At 69.1% G+C, this 15,191-nt stretch carries 15 protein-coding genes; 7 read left to right on the forward strand and 8 right to left on the reverse strand.

The genetic code is table 11. The annotated features are described in order from the left end of the window. The first annotated feature begins 39 nt into the window (after positions 1–39). Together ACZ6YI_RS15170 and ACZ6YI_RS15175 are read left to right on the forward strand one after the other, a co-directional pair. Positions 40–1,614 (forward strand): sensor histidine kinase, encoded by a 1,575-nt coding sequence (locus ACZ6YI_RS15170; RefSeq protein WP_465779392.1) that lies wholly within the window; start codon positions 40–42, stop codon positions 1,612–1,614. Further along, a complete protein-coding gene (locus ACZ6YI_RS15175; protein WP_465779393.1) occupies positions 1,611–2,237 on the forward strand; it encodes a response regulator in 627 nt (208 codons plus the stop codon). The genes ACZ6YI_RS15170 and ACZ6YI_RS15175 overlap by 4 nt, the downstream gene beginning before the upstream one ends. A gap of 157 nt (positions 2,238–2,394) precedes the next feature. Here ACZ6YI_RS15175 and ACZ6YI_RS15180 read toward each other — a convergent pair whose 3' ends face one another. Both ACZ6YI_RS15180 and pdxH read right to left on the reverse strand, forming a co-directional pair. Beyond that, the gene (locus ACZ6YI_RS15180; RefSeq protein WP_440327395.1) at positions 2,395–2,835 is read right to left on the reverse strand and encodes a secondary thiamine-phosphate synthase enzyme YjbQ; all 441 of its coding nucleotides are present in this window, start codon (positions 2,833–2,835) and stop codon (positions 2,395–2,397) included. A gap of 7 nt (positions 2,836–2,842) precedes the next feature. Beyond that, on the reverse strand, positions 2,843–3,430 hold the full coding sequence (gene pdxH / locus ACZ6YI_RS15185; protein WP_440327396.1) for a pyridoxamine 5'-phosphate oxidase: 588 nt from the start codon (positions 3,428–3,430) through the stop codon (positions 2,843–2,845). A gap of 24 nt (positions 3,431–3,454) precedes the next feature. Between pdxH and ACZ6YI_RS15190 the strand changes: the two genes are divergently transcribed. Then, the gene (locus tag ACZ6YI_RS15190) at positions 3,455–4,264 is read left to right on the forward strand and encodes a kinase (protein WP_465779394.1); all 810 of its coding nucleotides are present in this window, start codon (positions 3,455–3,457) and stop codon (positions 4,262–4,264) included. A gap of 87 nt (positions 4,265–4,351) precedes the next feature. Here ACZ6YI_RS15190 and ACZ6YI_RS15195 read toward each other — a convergent pair whose 3' ends face one another. Then, on the reverse strand, positions 4,352–5,197 hold the full coding sequence (locus ACZ6YI_RS15195; RefSeq protein ID WP_465779395.1) for an NAD-dependent epimerase/dehydratase family protein: 846 nt from the start codon (positions 5,195–5,197) through the stop codon (positions 4,352–4,354). 7 nt (positions 5,198–5,204) lie between these two features. On the opposite strand from ACZ6YI_RS15195, the gene ACZ6YI_RS15200 reads away from it, so the two are divergent. The 4 genes from ACZ6YI_RS15200 (at position 5,205) to hemE (ending at position 8,333) form a co-directional block, all read left to right on the forward strand. After that, on the forward strand, positions 5,205–5,735 hold the full coding sequence (locus ACZ6YI_RS15200; protein ID WP_465779396.1) for a shikimate kinase: 531 nt from the start codon (positions 5,205–5,207) through the stop codon (positions 5,733–5,735). Further along, positions 5,735–6,808: a 3-dehydroquinate synthase gene (aroB, locus tag ACZ6YI_RS15205; protein ID WP_465779397.1), complete on the forward strand. Its 1,074-nt coding sequence runs from the start codon at positions 5,735–5,737 to the stop codon at positions 6,806–6,808. The genes ACZ6YI_RS15200 and aroB overlap by 1 nt, the downstream gene beginning before the upstream one ends. Before the next feature lie 198 nt (positions 6,809–7,006). Beyond that, the gene (locus tag ACZ6YI_RS15210) at positions 7,007–7,270 is read left to right on the forward strand and encodes a WGR domain-containing protein (protein WP_247334218.1); all 264 of its coding nucleotides are present in this window, start codon (positions 7,007–7,009) and stop codon (positions 7,268–7,270) included. Further along, positions 7,260–8,333: a uroporphyrinogen decarboxylase gene (gene hemE, locus ACZ6YI_RS15215; RefSeq protein WP_440327401.1), complete on the forward strand. Its 1,074-nt coding sequence runs from the start codon at positions 7,260–7,262 to the stop codon at positions 8,331–8,333. Before ACZ6YI_RS15210 ends, hemE begins: the two co-directional genes overlap by 11 nt. 87 nt (positions 8,334–8,420) lie before the next feature. On the opposite strand, the gene ACZ6YI_RS15220 is transcribed toward hemE, so the two are convergent. The 5 genes from ACZ6YI_RS15220 to purT all read right to left on the reverse strand — a co-directional run bounded on the left by ACZ6YI_RS15220 (position 8,421) and on the right by purT (position 15,160). After that, a complete protein-coding gene (locus ACZ6YI_RS15220; RefSeq protein WP_465779398.1) occupies positions 8,421–8,933 on the reverse strand; it encodes a tetratricopeptide repeat protein in 513 nt (170 codons plus the stop codon). 2 nt (positions 8,934–8,935) lie between these two features. Then, entirely contained in the window at positions 8,936–11,272 is a 2,337-nt protein-coding gene (gene mrcB / locus ACZ6YI_RS15225) for a penicillin-binding protein 1B (RefSeq protein ID WP_465779399.1), read from the reverse strand. Between the two features lie 88 nt (positions 11,273–11,360). Next, complete coding sequence (locus ACZ6YI_RS15230; RefSeq protein ID WP_465779400.1) at positions 11,361–12,194, reverse strand: SDR family oxidoreductase; 834 nt, start codon at positions 12,192–12,194, stop codon at positions 11,361–11,363. Between the two features lie 6 nt (positions 12,195–12,200). Beyond that, the gene (locus ACZ6YI_RS15235) at positions 12,201–13,913 is read right to left on the reverse strand and encodes a hypothetical protein (protein WP_465779401.1); all 1,713 of its coding nucleotides are present in this window, start codon (positions 13,911–13,913) and stop codon (positions 12,201–12,203) included. Positions 13,914–13,978: 65 nt separating this feature from the next. Next, positions 13,979–15,160 carry a formate-dependent phosphoribosylglycinamide formyltransferase gene (gene purT, locus ACZ6YI_RS15240; RefSeq protein ID WP_465779402.1) on the reverse strand — a complete coding sequence of 394 codons (1,182 nt, stop codon included), beginning with the start codon at positions 15,158–15,160 and terminating at the stop codon, positions 13,979–13,981. Positions 15,161–15,191 lie beyond the last annotated feature (31 nt).

Below are 15,191 nucleotides of genomic sequence, written 5' to 3' on the forward strand. Positions count from 1 at the left end.
CGTCCCGACAAGGCAGGTATCGGCGACGCGGGAGGCACCGTGGCGGACAACCCGGCGTACTCGTCACGAAGCCCCACGGTGTGGTGCGGCGGCGTATTTGCGGGTGTCAGCGTCGCCCAGGTGCTCTCGGCTGCCCTGTGGAACCACCAGTACGGCACGCATATCGTCTGGTTTCCCGGCGCCGTCCTGCTTGGCGCATTGCTTGCGAACGATGTTCGCCGCTGGCCGCTCCTGGCAATCAGCGCCTTCCTGGGCCTGTTCGCCACCGGCGTCGCCTTCGGGCTGCCGGCGGGCGACACCGCACTGGTCATCGCCTCCGCCCTGCTCCTCGTGCCCCTCGCCGCGTGGCTGCTACGGCAGATGCCCGCCGCGCTAGCCCACCTCGATGACTTCGCCCGGCTGGCCACCCTCGTGGTGGTGGTCGTAACCGCCCTCCCCGCGCTTTCCGCGGCCCTGGTCGAGTACGCGAGCCGCTTCACCGCGTTTCGCGGCACGGTACTGAGCGACTGGGCGAATATCGCCATGGCCCATTCGCTGGGATACGTGCTGTATCTCCCCGTCTGGCTCACCCTGCGCAATCCCGATGCCGCGGTGCGCCAGCCCGGCACATTGTCCGTTACCTTCATCGTGCTGATGGCGCTCGGGCTCACCGCCCTCGGCGTGCTCTGGTACACGCTCGGCGACCGCCCGGGCCTCGTGCCGGTGATGTGCCTCGCGCCGGCACCGGTCGTGATCTTCGCCATCGTGCGCACGCAGATGTCGGGCAGCGCGGTGACCATCTTCATCATCGCCTTGCTCGCAGCGCACCTCAGCGTGCACGGGTACGGGCCCTACATCGCCGACACCGCGCCCAACAGCACGCTGGCCGTGCAGCTTTGGAGCCTGCTGGCCGCGCTGTGCGCGCTGATCCTGTCGGTGGTGGTCGAGCAGCGCTACGCGAGCCGGCGCGCCCTGGGCCGCGCGCACGAAGACCTGCGTGAGCTCGCTGGCCGGCTCATCGCGACCCAGGAGCAGGAACGCGCCCGTCTCGCGCGCGACCTGCACGATGACATCAACCAGCGCCTGGCCGCCTCCTCCATCGGCTTGTCGGCGCTGCGCCGCCAGGTCGATCCCGCCCTGCATGGCGAGGTCAACCACCTGCGCGAACTGCTGGTCTCGCTTTCCGAGGATGTCCGCCAGCTCTCCCGGCAACTGCACCCGAGCGTGCTGGAACATGCCGGCCTGCGCGACGCACTGGAGACCCTGTGCAGCGCGCCGCGGCGCGCGAGCTCGCTGGAAATCGTGCTGATCGCGGACCGCGGCGTGGACCGCCTGTCGCATGACGTCGCGCTGTGCTTTTACCGCGTCACCCAGGAAGCCATCGCGAACGCCCTCCGCCACGCCGGCGCGACGCGCCTCACCGTGAAGGCGTCGGTGGACGTGGACGGCGCCTCCCTGTGGATCTTCGACAACGGCCGCGGCTTCGATCCGGCCGAAAGTGAACACGCCCGGCCCGGGCTCGGCTTGATCAGCATGAATGAACGCGCCAAGCTCCTCGGCGGCCGCTTTGAACTGCGCAGCGCACCCGGCAAGGGCGTGGACCTATGGATGCATATACCGCTGGATCCGCCATGACGACCGCCAATCTTCCACGCGTCGTGTACGCCGACGACCACCGCATGGTGGCCGAAGGCATCGAGCGCCTGCTCGCGGGCACGTGCGAGCTCGTCGCGATATCGCAGGATGGCCCCGGCCTGCTCGACCTGGTCCACAGCAAGAAGCCTGACCTGATCCTCTCCGACGTGAACATGCCCGGCGGCAGCGGCCTGGATGTGCTGAAGACGCTGCGTGCCGAAGGCAACAACACCCCGTTCGTTTTCCTGACCATGCATGCGGAGCCGGCGCTGGCGGCCACCGCCATGCGGGCGGGCGCGAACGGCTACGTGCTCAAGGTATCGGCGGGGGAAGAGTTGCTCACGGCGCTGCGCCATGTGTTTGCCGGATCCACCTATGTCACCCCTTCGCTGGGGACACAGGTGCTGCACGCAAAGACGTTCAGCCTGCAGGAACTCACGCCCAAGCAGCTGGAGGTGCTACGCCTCGTCGGCGCGGGCCTTCGTTCGCGCCAGATCGCGGAGCGGCTGGGCCTGTCCGTGCGGACGGTGGAGGCGCACAAGTACAGCATCATGCAGATCCTGGACGTGCACAGCACGCTGGAGCTGGTGCGCCGCGCCGAGGACCTCGGCCTGCTGTTTTAAGGGGTTCACCGGCACCCGCGTGCCGTAGATGTACTGATGCGCCCGGGTGCGCCACGCGCGACGATGCAGGCGAGCGTTTACCCCGCCCGCCGCGCTATGGACATGTATGGCCCACCACCACCCCCGGTGGCCACCACGGCGGGCGGGCTCCTTTTTGTCAGTGCCCCGTGATGGTCACGGTGATCTTGCGCTGATGCGCTTCGTGCCGGTGCTCGTAGAGGAACACACCCTGCCACGTGCCCAGCAGCGGCTTGCCGCCGTGCACGGGCAGCGAGAGCGATACGCCGGTCAGCACCGAGCGGACATGCGCGGGCATGTCGTCCGGGCCCTCGTCCTGGTGGCGGAACAGCGGATCGCCATCCGGCACCAGGCGGGCGAAGAAGCGCTCGAGGTCCGCTACTACGGTGGGGTCGGCGTTCTCGCCGATGAGCAGCGACGCGCTGGTGTGCTGGACGAACACATTGGCCAGCCCGGTGCCGACACCGCTGGCCGCCACTGCCTCGGCTATCCGATCGGTCACTTCACTGAGCGAGCGGCCGCGGGTATGCACGGTGAAGGTGGTCTGGGCGATGTGCTGCACGGGCTGGGCACGGCTCATGGCGACCTCAGGGATAAAGCAGGCGGGTGGTCCAGCTTGTACCGTGGTCGCTGTGCACGATGCGTTCGTGCAGGCGGAAGGTTGCGCCGTACCAGAACTCGATGCGGTCGGGCGAGACCACGTAGCCACCCCAGTGCGCCGGGCGCGGCACGTCGCGGCCCTCGAACTCCTTTTCGAAGTGCGCGACACGGTCCTCGAAGGTCTGCCGGTCGGGCAGCTCCTGGCTCTGCTTCGAGGCCCACGCGCCGATCTGGCTGCCACGCGGGCGGCTGGCGAAGTACGCATCGGAGATCGCCGCCGAGGTCTTCGTGGCGCGGCCTTCGAAGCGCACCTGGATGCCTTCGCGGATGTCCTTCCAGTGGAAGCACAGCGCGACCTGGTCGTGCGCGGCGATCTGCGCGGCCTTGTCGCTCTCGTAGTTGGTGAAGAACTGCAGGCCGTGCTCGTCGATCGCCTTCAACAGCACGATGCGTGAATGCACGCGGCCGGTGCCGTCCGCCGTGGCGAGGTTCATGGCCGTCGGTTCGCGGTCGCCGCTGGCTTTCGCCTCGTCGAGCAGGCCGCGGAAGGTGGTGAGGATCTCTGGGGTCAGCATGAGGGTGGGGTATGCTCGTGCACCATGGAATCGAACGATGCTAGCACGCTCGCGGAGCGCGTCCTGGGGCGTTTCGCCGCGGCCATCGAGCGGGCCGAAGGGCCCTTCCTGCTGGGCATTTCGGGCCTGCAGGGCAGCGGCAAGAGCACCCTCGGCGCGGAACTGATCCAGGCCGCCGCGGCACGCGGCTGGGGCGCCGTGACGCTCTCGCTGGATGACGCCTACTTGTCGCGCGACGAGCGCCTGCGGCTCGCCCGCGAGGTGCACCCGCTCCTGCGCACGCGTGGCGTGCCGGGCACGCACGACCTTGCGCTGCTGATCTCCACGCTGGATGCGCTGGCGAAAGCTTCGCCCGAACGGCCCGTGCCGGTGCCCCGCTTCGACAAAGGCCAGGACGATCGTTACGCCGAGGCCCTGTGGCCCACCGAGGCCGAGGTGCCGAAGCTGGTGGTGCTCGAAGGCTGGTGCCTGGGTGTCGAACCGCAGGACGAAGCGGCGCTGGCCGCACCTGTGAACGCCCTGGAGCGTGACGAGGATGCGGACGGTCGCTGGCGCCGGTTGGTGAACGCGCAGCTCCGCGGCTACCTGCCGCTGTGGCGCGCGTTACATGCCTTGGTCGTGCTGCAGGCCCCGGGGTGGGATGTGGTGGCACGCTGGCGCGATGAGGCCGAGCAGCCCCTGCGCGAGCGCGGCGAACCCCGCGCCATGGATGCCGCCGCGCTGGCGCGCTTCCTCCAGCATTACGAACGCCTGAGCCGGCATGCGCTGGCCACGTTGCCGGCGAAGGCGGATGTCGTGGTCTTACTGGATGACCAGCGCATCCCCCGCATTTAGGGCCGAACCTCTGTGGGAGCGCGCTTGCGCGCGATAGGCCTTGCCGCGAGCACCCATCGCGCGCAAGCGCGCTCCCACGACGCGTACCTACAGCAGGGATTCGTAGCCCTGGCGGGCGTCGGGCCAGGTGCAGCGGAAGCCGCTTTCGCGCAGGCGGGCGTTGCTGAGGCGTTTGTTGCCCACGCCCGCGGGAGCAGGGCCGTCCGCTGGCGGCGGGCCACCCACCAGCTTCGCGAGGTGTGCGTACAGCTCGTCGATCGGCAACGGCGTGTCGTCGACCCCGATGTAGATGCCGGCGGGATGCTCGAGCCGCGCCACGTGCACCAGTGCGGCGGCGGCGTCGTCGACGTGAATCCGGTTCGCGTACACGCCCTGCCCGCGCGGCGCGGCCGCCTTGCCTTCGCGCAGGCGGTCGAGCAACTGCGTACGCCCCGGGCCGTAGAGCCCGGCGAGGCGGACGGTGATCCCGCCCACGCCGGCCGCGGCCAGCGAGTCCTCGGCTTCGACCAGCACGCGGCCGTTGAAGCCCGGTGGGTCCGTCGGCGTCGTTTCATCGACCCAGGCGCCGGCATGCTCGCCATATACCGCGGATGACGACGCGAATACCGTGCGCGACGGCGGTGCCGGCAAGGCTTCAAGCAGATGCCGCAGGCCGTCGACGAACACCGCACGGTACGCCGCCTCGTCGCGCGCCGCCGGCGTAGGCGCGAACACCACGGTCGCCACCTCGGGAAGGCCCCGCAGCGTCGCCGGGTCGGTCAGGTCGCCACGTACCCAGGCGACGCCCTCCGGCGCCTCCCCTGGCGGGTGGCGGCGCAGCGCCAGCACCGGGTGACCGAGCGCGGCGAAACGCCGCGCGGCGCGCAGGCCGACGTCGCCGGCGCCCGCGATGAGCACGGTGGCATGCATGGGTGTCTGGCTTGTTGCTAGCATGGGAGCGATGAATCCTTCGCCCAACCTGTTCCTGGTCGGCCCCACGGGTGCCGGCAAGACCACGATCGGCCAGCGCCTCGCGGCGCACTACGGCCTGCCCTTCGTCGACCTGGATGTCGAGATCGAGAAACGCTACGGCGTCACGATCGCGCACATGTTCGAAACGCAGGGCGAGGCTACCTTTCGCGCGCGGGAGACCGCGCACCTCGACGAGTTTAGCCTCCACCAGGGCATCGTGCTGGCCACGGGAGCCGGCGCGGTCATGGCCGGGGTGAACCGCGAAACGCTGATGACCCGCGGCACGGTGCTGATGCTGGCCGTGGAGGTGGACGAACAGTTCGACCGCCTGCAGCACGACACGGCTCGCCCGATGATCGCCGGCGACGACCGCCGCGGCCGCCTCGAATCGCTGGCCGACGCGCGCAACCACGTGTACGAAGAGGTCGCCGACCTCATTTTCCGCGGCTGCCACGAAAGCGTGGACGATGCCCTGCCCCGCGCGGTCGCGCTGCTCGATCGCCACTGGAGGCGCGCCTGATGCAAACCGTCGATGTCGAACTCGCGGGCCGCGAATACCCGGTCTGGATCGGCCCGGGCCTGATCGCCGACAGCGCACGCTGGCGCGCTCGCATCCGCGGCCGGCACGTGCTCGTGGTCAGCAATACGACGGTCGCGCCGCTGTACCTCAAGGCGCTGGAGCAAGGGCTGGACGGCCTTCGCCATGCCCACTGGCTGCTCGATGATGGCGAGACGCACAAGACGTTCGCGAACGTCGGCAAGGTGCTCGACGCGCTGGCGGCGCTCGGCGCCACGCGCGATGCCTGCGTCATCGCCCTGGGTGGTGGCGTGGTCGGCGACCTCGCCGGTTTCGCCGCGGCGTGCTGGATGCGCGGCATCGATTTCATCCAGGTGCCGACGACCCTTCTCTCGATGGTCGATTCGTCGGTCGGCGGCAAGACCGGCGTGAACCTGCCCGCGGGCAAGAACCTGGTCGGCGCGTTCCACCAGCCGCGCGCGGTGGTGGCGGATATCGACGTGCTACGCACGCTTCCGCAGCGCGAATACCTCGCCGGCGTGGCCGAGATCGTCAAGGGCGCCGCCATCGGCGATGAGCCGTTTTTTGCCTGGCTCGAAGCGAATGCCGATGCCCTGGCAGCACGCGAACCCGCCGTGCTGATCGAAGCGATTGCACGCAAATGCCGGTACAAGGCGGGCGTCGTCGCACGTGACGAAACCGAGCAAGGCGAGCGTGCGTTGCTCAACCTGGGCCACACCTTCGGCCATGCGCTCGAAACGGCCGGCCAGTACAGCGAGATCCTGCACGGCGAAGGCGTCGCCATCGGCATGGTGCTGGCGGCACGGCTCTCCGCACGGCTGGGCATGGCCAGCGATGCCGATACGCAGCGCCTGCTGGCCCTGCTCACCCGCCTCGGCCTCCCCACCGAGCCCTCGCGGGCGCACGAAGCCAGCCGCATCCTCGACCTGATACGCCTGGACAAGAAGAACACCGCCGGAACGCTGCGCCTGATCCTGTGGCGCGGCGTAGGCAAGGCCGAGATCGTACCGGGCGTGGCTGACGAAGATGTGCTGGGCGTCCTCACGGGCCCCTGAGCCCCCGGAGCCCTTGCAGCCCTTGCAGCCCCTGTGGGAGCGCGCTTGCGCGCGATCGGGCGATTGCGCGAACACCCATCGCGTGCAAGCACGCTCCCACAGCACGCTCCCACAGCCGGCTCCCAAAGCGCGGTCCCACAAGTGCAGGCCACGAATCGCTTAGAATGACGGGTTCACGCGTTATCCCAGGTTGGTGCGATGCGGATTTACATGCAAACCATGCCCGCGGCGGGCGGCGAAGCGCCCCGCTACGTCCAGATCACGCTGGAGCAGGACCTGCTCGGCGGCTGGACCCTGTACCGCGAGAGCGGCACCCAGGGTGGCAAGGCCTCGCTCAAGCGCGATGTCTACCTGGAGCGCGACGCCGCACTCGCCGCCTTCGAAAAAGCACGCGACGCCCAGATCAAGAAAGGTTTCAAAGTCATGTTCAGCCAGGGACAGGAGTCGGCGCATGGCCGCTGATGAACTCCGCAACGACCTCTTCCTCCGCGCACTGCGCCGCCAGCACACCGACACCACGCCGATCTGGGTGATGCGCCAGGCAGGCCGGTACCTGCCGGAATACCGCGAGACCCGTGCGCGCGCCGGCAGCTTCATGGGCCTGGCCACGAACCCGGAATACGCCTGTGAAGTCACCCTGCAGCCGCTCGAGCGCTTCGAGCTGGATGCGGCGATCCTGTTCTCCGATATCCTCACCATTCCCGATGCGATGGGCCTTGGCCTGTCGTTCGAAGCGGGCGAAGGCCCGCGCTTCGCGAGGCCCGTGCGCGACGCCGCCGCCATCCACGCGCTGGCCGTGCCCGACATGGATGGCGAACTGCGCTACGTGATGGACGCGGTGCGCCTCATCCGCAAGGAACTCGGCGGCCGCGTGCCGCTCATCGGCTTCTCCGGCAGCCCGTGGACCCTCGCCTGCTACATGGTGGAAGGCGAAGGCTCGCGCGACTTCGCGCGGGTGAAGGCGCTCGCCTGGAACGAGCCGGCGCTGGCCCACAAGCTGCTCGATACCATCGCGCGCTCCGTCGCCGCCTACCTCATGGCCCAGGCTCGCGCTGGCGCGCAGGCACTGATGGTGTTCGACACCTGGGGTGGCCTGCTGGGCCCGGCGCCGTTCCGTGAGTTCTCGCTGCACTACATGGCGCAGGTCGTCGATGCGCTGAAGGCCGACCCGGACTGCCGCGATATCCCCGTCATCCTGTTCTCAAAGGGGGCCAGCGGCCAGCTCGAGGCGCTTGCCGATACCGGCTGCGATGGCCTCGGCGTCGACTGGACCATCGATATCGGCGAGGCGCGCCAGCGCGTGGGCGACCAGGTGGCGCTGCAGGGCAACCTGGATCCCGCGGTGCTGCGCGCTTCACCCGAAATCGTTGCTCGCGAAGCCCGCGCGGTGCTGGATGCCTTCGGCGACCACCCCGGCCACATCTTCAACCTGGGCCACGGCATCACGCCGGAAGTGGACCCGGAGAACGTGAAGGTGTTGGTCGATACCGTGCATGCGCACGGCCGGAAGATCCGCGGCGGCTAACCGCAGACCAGACGTTGTGGGAGCGCGCTTGCGCGCGATGGGGCTTGCGGCACCCTCATCGCGCGCAAGCGCGCTCCCACGGGTTCATCAGAACCGGTTCGGGCCGGCGATGTGGCACTTGCCCAGCTCGGCGCGGGCGGCCATGGCGCCGGGCTGGTCACCGGCCTGCATGCGCATCTCATAGATGGTCTGCTGGTTGCGCGCGCAGAGGCTGCCCGACTTGGGGCCCATCTCGTACGACTGCTTCGCCAGCTTCTCAGCCGTGGCGTAATCCTGCTTGCGCACCGCGATCTCCGCGCGGTCCTGGATCAGTTCCGGGGCCTCAGGCGCCAGCTTCAGGGCGTGGAGGAGCTTGGCATCGGCATCGTCGTACTTGCCGGCGCGTTCATCGGTCTGGGCGGCCTGCTCCAGGCCCTTCACGCCCGGGTCGCGCAGGGGCGCCACTTCGATCGCGGACTTCTCGCGCTCACCGGCGGCGCGGATCTGCGCGACGATGTCGTAGGTGGGTGCGGTGGGACGGGTGGCCTGCGGCGGGGCGGGCTGGCTGCACGCGGCGACGAGCACGGCGGCGGTTAGGGCGGCATAACGAAGACGAAGCATGGTCAATCCGTAGGATTACTGGGAGCGGGCGGCTCGGCCGGTGGCTGGCTGTTGTCGCCGCCGCCGAACATACCCTTGAATTGCTGCCAGAAACAGCCCTGCTCTTCTTCCGGCACATAGCCATCGATGAACGGGAACTGCCGCGCGCCTTCACACGAGGGGTCGGTGCGCTTGCCGGTCTGCGTATTGATCCAGGCCAGGTCCAGTCCCTCACCGGGTTGTGCGGCCAGCGGCTGGGTGGGTAGCTTGCGGAACAGCTCCTGCCACACTCGCATGCTGCCGGTGGCGCCATACAGGCCCGTGGGCTTGTTGTCGTCACGGCCCATCCAGACCACGGCGAGGTGCTCACCGGTGAACCCCGCGAACCAGCTATCGCGCTGGCTGTCACTGGTACCGGTCTTGCCGGCAGCGTGGAGTGAGCCAAGGCTGGAGTTGCCGATCGCGGCGGCCGTGCCCCGGGTCACCACCTGCTGCATGGCCCAGCGGACCAGGCGGGTCGGCTGCTGGTACTCACCCTCGCCCGTCTTCACGTCATAGCGCTTGATCGCCTGGCCCTTGCTGTCCATGACGCCGCGCACCGAGACCAGCGGCAGCGCATGGCCATCGGCGGCGATGTACTCGTACATCTGCGCCACCTGCAGCGGGGAGAGGTCCACCGCGCCGAGCAGCAGCGAGGGGCTCGGGTTCACGCCTTCCAGACCGAACGATTCCAGGAAGCCCTTGATGCGCGGCAGGCCGACCTGGAGGCCGAGATTCACCGTGGCCAGGTTCCACGAATGCACCAGCGCATCCAGCATCGGCACCTGGCCGTGGATCTGGTGGTCATCGTTCTGCGGCGTCCACAGCGTGCCATCCGGCTGGCGCATGCTGATCGGTGAGTCATCCAGCGTGGAGGCCAGCGACCATTTCGAGGGCTGCGACAGCGCGACCAGGTAGACGAACGGCTTGACCAGCGAACCGATCGAACGGCGCGCATCCAGGGCACGGTTGAAGCCCTGCTCGCCGGGCTCGCGCGAGCCGACCACGGCGAGCACGCTGCCATCGGTGGTATCGGTGACAACGGCGGCGGCCTGCGCCGCGGCGCCGCGCTTGCCCAGCGCCTTGGTGGTCGTGAGGATCGCCTGCTCCGTGTAGAGCTGCGCCGCCGGGTCAAGCGTGGTGAAGATGCTGAGGCTGCCGTTGCGCAGCGCGTCTTCGTCGAAGTCCGCCTGCACCTGCGAGCGCACGAGCTGCATGAATGCCGGGAAGCGGTTATGCGGCAGCTGGGCGTTGGCGGCGATGCCGAGCGGCGCGGCCTGCGCCGCCTTCATGGCGGCCTCATCGATCAGCCCGGTCTCGTTGAACTGCTGCAGCACCAGGTTACGCCGTTGCAGGGCCCGCTCCGGATAACGGCGCGGGTCGTAATAACTCGGGCCCTTCACCAGGCCGATAAGCAACGCGATCTCCTGCGGGCGCAGTTCCTCCATCCGGCGGCCGAAGAAGAACTCCGCGCCGGCGGCGAAACCATGCACGGCCTGGTTGCCCTGCTGGCCGAGAAAGACCTCGTTGACATACGCCTCGAGGATGCGGTGCTTGGGGTAATGCGCCTCCATCAGCAAGGACAGGATCGCCTCGTTGACCTTGCGCAGGTAGTTCTGGCTCCGATCGAGGAAGAGGTTGCGTACCAGCTGCTGCGTGAGCGTCGAACCGCCCTGCACGGTGTGGCCGGCGCGGATGTTCGCGAAGCTCGCGCGCGCGATCGCCGAGAAATCCAGGCCGATGTGGTGGTTGAAGTCGCGATCTTCGACGGCCTGCAGGCCCTGCACCAGCAGCGGCGGCACGTTCTCCAGGCGCACGATGCGGCGCTCTTCCTGCTCAGCGCCGTAGAAGGTGGCGATGCGCGCCGGGTCGAGGTGGATCGCCTTGATCGGCTTGCCATTCGCGTCATCGACGACGGACGCGATCTGCCCATCGGCTAGTGCGACGCGCAGGCGGTGGGCGAGCTCCCCGCCATCCGGGCCCGCGTAGCCGCGCGAGTTGATGATGAAGCGCGAGCCGTTCTTCGAATAGCTACCCTGGACCTTGCCGGCGCCGTCAGCCGTGTAGCCCGCGAAGGTCAGTTCCAGTTCCAGCGCGGCCGGCGACATCGCCCTGCCCGGTTCGAGCAGCAACGGGCGCGCGTAGACGCGCGTCGGCACCGCGAACACCAGGTCGTTGAAACGATCCTGCAGGCGTGCATTGAGGATCAGCGTGTACGGCAGCAGGAACCCGAACAGCAGGCCCATGACGAGCCAGAAGGGAATACGCAGCCACGGCCAGCTGGCGCGCAGGAGGGAACCGAGACGGTGCAGGAATGCCAACGCGGGAGGATCCTGGGGAAAGGGACGTCACCGGATGATAGGGGCACGATCCCGGCGGACATCTGAACGGAAAGGGGCAAGGCGATGGCTAGGGGCCGTCGCTCCAGGTGGCGGGGTCGGGTCGGAACGGGCGTGGATGCACGTCGAGCACCGATTCCAGCTCGGTATTGTCGGCGATCAGGTCGCTATCGAGCCGCTCCAGCGCACCGCGAAGATCCGGGCGGCAGGCCGCTGCCAGTGCGAGGGCCATCCGTGGTACCGGCGCGGGCACGGTGATCGAACCTGCGCTCCGGCGGGCTCGGCGGTACATCTCGGCCACGCTGAGACGTTCGCCACCCCCGATCGGGAAGGTCTTGCCCCGGGCCCGCGCGTTGACCAGCGCAGCCACGAACGCCGCCGCGATGTCGTCCGCATGGACCGGCTGGCGCAGTCCGCGCGCGGCGGGAATGGGAAACACCCGGCGCCGTATCGCGGCGCGGACGATGGGGGTGATGCTCTGGTCCATGCCGATGCCGTAGACCAGCGTCGGCCGGAACAGCGTCCAGGGCATTCCACGCGATGCACACGTCGCGATGAGCCGCGTCTCGGCAGCACGCAGGCGCGAGGCGAGTTCACGCTCGTGCGGCACCTGCGATTCACGCTTGGATTCCGCACTCATCGACGACGTCGCGATGATGTGCGGCGTCCCCTCCAGCCGCGTGTGCGCCAGCCATGTGGCGAGGTGATCCAGCGGCCCGGTCGAAAGGATGGCAGTGACCGGCGGCATCGGCGGCATCGCGTCGGGGAGCCCACCGCGCAGCCAGTGCGGGTCCCCCTCGGTTGCCGACCGGCTCAGGCCAATCCACGCGACGTCCGCGGCTTCAAGTCGGGGTAGCAGGAAGCGACCGATCTGGCTGGTGGCGCCGATAACGAAAACCTTCATGCCCGGTCAGCGGCCCGTCGCGATCCGTTCGTAGGTGCTCTGCAGGCGCGGATCGTCGGGCGCGTAACGGCGCGCGCGGTCCAGCGACTGGAAGGCGCCCTGGCGATCACCCTGTGCGGCGCGCTGCACGGCGTTATCAATCCATGCGCTGCCAAGCTTGTGGCGCAGGTCGCCCTGCGCGGCATCGCCAGGCGCGAGGTCCGAGAGCGTGGCGTACAGGTCTTCCGCACGGCGCACGTTCCCGTTCGCGACGGCCTGCTGCATCTGCGTCTCCACCTGGCCTGGCAGCCCCTGCAGGCCGGCACGCGCCGAGGCATCGTTGCCGTCGATCGAAAGCGCGTTGCGGTAGAGGTCGTACGCACTATCGCCCGGGGGGTCCATGATGTCGCCGCGCGCGGCGGCCTGCTGCGCACGGCGGACCAGCGCGTTGACGCGGGCCTTCTGTTCGGGGCTCACCGCCATGGACGCTTCGGCCGGCGTGTCATCGCCCGCGACCGGCAGGCGATTGCCGCCACCGGCGGAGGCCGGCGCCGATGACTTGCCGCCGCCCGCGATGCGTGCGCGCGCGGCGGCGAGTTCGGCGGACTTCGGCGCGAGCTTCGCCGCCTGGTCGAGCAGGCGATTGGCCTGGTCGTCGTCTTCGCTGTCGATCGCCGCGTTGGCCTGGACGATCAGCGCCTGCGCGACCTGGCCGAGACCGGCCTTCGCATCGGCGTTGTCCGGATCCGCCGCCAGTGCCGCCCGGAACCGGGCCAGGGCATTGTCATCGCCTTCCCCGGTGAACCGGCCGGCGCGCATGGCCTCGTTGCCCTGCTGTACCAGCGTGGCCACCGCCTGGTCATCCTGCTTGCGGTTCTCCGCGAGCGCGGCGCGCAGCGACGGCAGGTCGCCATAGCCGGGCACGAGGATCGCGATGCGGTCGACGATGGCATTGGCCTTCGCGCGGTCGTTATCGGAAATCGCCTGCCGGGCCTGCGCGGCGAGACCGTCGCCGACCTTGTCCAGGCCGCGTGCGGCCACGGCGTTGTTCCGGTCGGCATCGAGCACGCGGCGATAGAGGGGACCCGCGCCGTCGTCGCCATCGAGCTTGCCCGCGGCCAGGGCCTGCTGGGCGCGCTCCACGAGGGAGTCGGTCTGCTGCTGCGGATTCCGCGCCTGCGACAGCCGCTGTGAGAGCTGTTCGACATCGTTGCCCCCGCCGAGCAGCTCACGCGCCACGTTGAGCGCGGCCTCGGCCTCGTCGAGGTGGCCGGCCGTCAGCGCCGCATCCGCCCGGCTGATTTCCGCCTGGCCCACGCGGCGCAGGCCATCGCGCGCCTGGTCGCTGTCCGGCTGCTGGTCACGCGCCTTCTCGAACAGTTCGCGCGCGCTATCACCCTGCGTGCCGTCGAGCTTGCCGGCATCGAGCGCCGCATTGGCCTGGGACAGGGTGTCGTTGAGCTCGGTGCTTGGCACCAGATTACGCAGGCGATCCTGCTGCAGGTATAGCGCGGTCGCGACGCCGATCAGGGCGAGCACCAGGACCGGGATCAGCCAGCCGCGCTTGCGCGGCCCCTGCGGGTTACGCGAGCGCGGCGGCGGCATGGCCCCGCCCGGACGGCGTTCGTCGACGACGATGTGCGGCAAGCCGTCGTCCACCGGCGGCGCCGGCTTGTCCAGGTCATCCAGGCGACCGAGCGTCGGCTCGGTGCGTTCGTGGGGGTCGCGGCGTCCGCTCATGGCCATGCATCGTCCATAGGAGCGGGCCAGCTTAGCATTCGGGCGTGAACGGACGTTGTAGGCGCTTAAAGCTCGACGCGGATGCGGCTGGCCGCCCGCTTCGCTTTTTCCAGCGCCTCGTCCACCGTCGAGGCCCGGGCCAGCGTGACCGCCATGCGCCGGCGGCCGCGCACTTCCGGCTTGCCGAAGATCCGCAACATCGTGCCGGTCTCGGCCAGTGCCTCGGCGATGCCGTGGTAGGTCGGCGCATGGCCCTCCCCTTCGACCAGCACGGCGCAGGAGGCGGCGGCGGCGAACATGTGGATCTCCGGCACGGGCAAGCCGAGGATGGCGCGCGCATGCAGGGCGAACTCGGAAAGATCCTGCGAGATGAGCGTGACCAGGCCGGTATCGTGCGGGCGCGGGCTGACCTCGGAGAAGATCACTTCATCGCCGCGCACGAAGAACTCCACGCCGAACACGCCCCAGCCGCCAAGGGCGGCGGTGATCGCATCGGCCTGGTGCTCCGCGGCCGCGCGTGCGGCATCGCTCATCGGCTGTGGCTGCCACGATTCGCGGTAGTCGCCGTCTTCCTGGCGGTGGCCGATCGGCGCGCAGAACGACACGCCATCGCGGTGGCGCACGGTGAGCAAGGTGATCTCGTAGTCGAAATCGATGAAGCCTTCGACGATGACGCGCCCCTTGCCCGCGCGGCCACCGGACTGCGCGTAGTCCCATGCATGGTCGGCGTCGGCGGGCGTGCGCACCACGCTCTGGCCCTTGCCCGAGGAGCTCATCACCGGCTTCACGACGCACGGGGTGCCGAGCGCCGCGATCGCTTCATCGAAGGCTTCGCGCGTGTCGCAGAAGCGGTAAGGGGATGTCGGAAGACCGAGCTCTTCGGCGGCCAGCCGGCGGATGCCTTCGCGATCCATCGTCAGCCACGCAGCCTTCGCGGTGGGAATCACCTTCAGGCCCTCTTGCTCCATCGCAACCAGCGTCGGCGTGTGGATGGCCTCGATCTCGGGCACGACGAGGTTCGGCTTTTCCGCTTCGATAAGCGCGCGTAGCGCGGCGCCATCGAGCATGTCGATGACGTGGCTGCGGTGGGCAACCTGCATGGCCGGCGCGTTCGCGTAGCGATCCACCGCGACGACCTCCACGGCGAACCGCTGCAGCTCGATCGCGACCTCCTTCCCGAGCTCGCCCGAGCCGAGCAGGAGCACCTTGAGGGCGTTGTGGGAGCGGGGCGTGCCGAAGGTATGCATGGGTGGTCGGATCCGGTCGGGAGAGCCGCCA

This window comes from Luteibacter sp. NPDC104163, assembly GCF_055584245.1.

Excerpts from the sequence above, each read along its gene's own strand:
- ACZ6YI_RS15200 (WP_465779396.1), top strand. The coding sequence starts at position 5,205 with ATGAATCCTTCGCCCAACCTGTTCCTGGTCGGCCCCACGGGTGCCGGC.
- ACZ6YI_RS15220 (WP_465779398.1), bottom strand. The coding sequence starts at position 8,933 with ATGCTTCGTCTTCGTTATGCCGCCCTAACCGCCGCCGTGCTCGTCGCC.
- ACZ6YI_RS15190 (WP_465779394.1), top strand. The coding sequence starts at position 3,455 with ATGGAATCGAACGATGCTAGCACGCTCGCGGAGCGCGTCCTGGGGCGT.
- ACZ6YI_RS15235 (WP_465779401.1), bottom strand. The coding sequence starts at position 13,913 with ATGAGCGGACGCCGCGACCCCCACGAACGCACCGAGCCGACGCTCGGT.
- ACZ6YI_RS15180 (WP_440327395.1), bottom strand. The coding sequence starts at position 2,835 with ATGAGCCGTGCCCAGCCCGTGCAGCACATCGCCCAGACCACCTTCACC.
- hemE (WP_440327401.1), top strand. The coding sequence starts at position 7,260 with ATGGCCGCTGATGAACTCCGCAACGACCTCTTCCTCCGCGCACTGCGC.
- ACZ6YI_RS15230 (WP_465779400.1), bottom strand. The coding sequence starts at position 12,194 with ATGAAGGTTTTCGTTATCGGCGCCACCAGCCAGATCGGTCGCTTCCTG.
- pdxH (WP_440327396.1), bottom strand. The coding sequence starts at position 3,430 with ATGCTGACCCCAGAGATCCTCACCACCTTCCGCGGCCTGCTCGACGAG.
- aroB (WP_465779397.1), top strand. The coding sequence starts at position 5,735 with ATGCAAACCGTCGATGTCGAACTCGCGGGCCGCGAATACCCGGTCTGG.
- ACZ6YI_RS15195 (WP_465779395.1), bottom strand. The coding sequence starts at position 5,197 with ATGCTAGCAACAAGCCAGACACCCATGCATGCCACCGTGCTCATCGCG.
- ACZ6YI_RS15210 (WP_247334218.1), top strand. The coding sequence starts at position 7,007 with ATGCGGATTTACATGCAAACCATGCCCGCGGCGGGCGGCGAAGCGCCC.
- purT (WP_465779402.1), bottom strand. The coding sequence starts at position 15,160 with ATGCATACCTTCGGCACGCCCCGCTCCCACAACGCCCTCAAGGTGCTC.
- ACZ6YI_RS15175 (WP_465779393.1), top strand. The coding sequence starts at position 1,611 with ATGACGACCGCCAATCTTCCACGCGTCGTGTACGCCGACGACCACCGC.